The sequence below is a fragment of the Pseudomonas sp. Leaf129 genome (assembly GCF_001423465.1).
In the GTDB taxonomy this organism is placed as follows: Bacteria; Pseudomonadota; Gammaproteobacteria; order Pseudomonadales; family Pseudomonadaceae; genus Aquipseudomonas; species Aquipseudomonas coleopterorum.
Genome location: NZ_LMOC01000004.1, coordinates 1 through 1033 on the forward strand (window position 1 = coordinate 1; position 1033 = coordinate 1033).

The 1033-nt window shown below is 60.6% G+C and carries 1 pseudogene; it reads left to right on the forward strand.

Going from position 1 to position 1033, the window contains the following annotated elements:
• Positions 1-1033 (forward strand): annotated as a pseudogene (locus tag ASF66_RS22645) (hypothetical protein); the annotation flags it as partial.

A 1033-nucleotide genomic window follows, 5' to 3' on the forward strand; every position in this document is an offset into this window, starting at 1 on the left:
ATTGCGCATCACATCCAGCGCGCCCGTGGTCAGTCCAGTGTTCAGGGTCCTGGAAGCGAAGGCGAATGGCACGCTCGACCCCGCTACCCTAGGCGCCAATGCCACGGTTCGAGTGGTGCACTCGGGCATGTTGCCGGGCGATACCGTACGCGTGACCTGGGGCGGCTCGCCCTCACGCAATACCGAGATCAAGCCAGTGGTCGATCGCGCCACGCCGGTCGACTTCGCCATACCCAAGTCCTGGGTGATGGAAAACAGCGGCAAGACGGTGCCGGTGCTCTACACGTATGAAAAAGCCGGCGTCGGCACCCCCGTGGCATCAGCTCCGATTCAGATACGTGTGGTTTCCAGCACCGTCGGAGATGGTCAGGTGATTGCCGCTCGGCTCGACGCTCGGTACAACAACACCAGCAACGACTGCTCGGGCGAAGCGGCATTCTTTTGCAACGGTGTCATGTTGCGCACTGTCGACAGCGGAAATTTTCTGTCATGGAATCCCAGTGCCAACTCGATCAGAAAGGGGGCGGTATCGTTCTCTTTTCTACGGCGTGACATGGGCATCCAGCGGCTGGCCTGGGAAGCGGTACAGGGCATCATTTTCAAGAACGTCGAGCGTACGGTGGCCGACGGTAATCTGAACGTGCGCGTGCTGTGCTCGTTTCCCAGCGATGCTGCGACCGACGGGCGTGCCGACCAGGGCTGTGGAGCACACCCTAGCTACCCCACGCAAAGTGTCTACTGCTCCAGCTTGGGCATCACGACCTTGGCGCAATGGAAGACGCACTACAACTCCGTGGCTGCCGGTGGACCTCGCAATCAGCATCAGTGCTCCTTCTACGCACCGTCCCGATCGGCTTTTACGGTAAGTCTGGTGGCGAGATCCAACTTCCAGACACCGGCTGTCGATCGCCAGTATCACAACGAAATCATGCTCCAGGTATGGGGGCAGAACCTGCACCGGCAATTGCCGCTTGAGGCCCTGTTCTACCGCACCCAACGCAACCCTGCCTCGGGCCTGGCCAGCGCCAAGGTC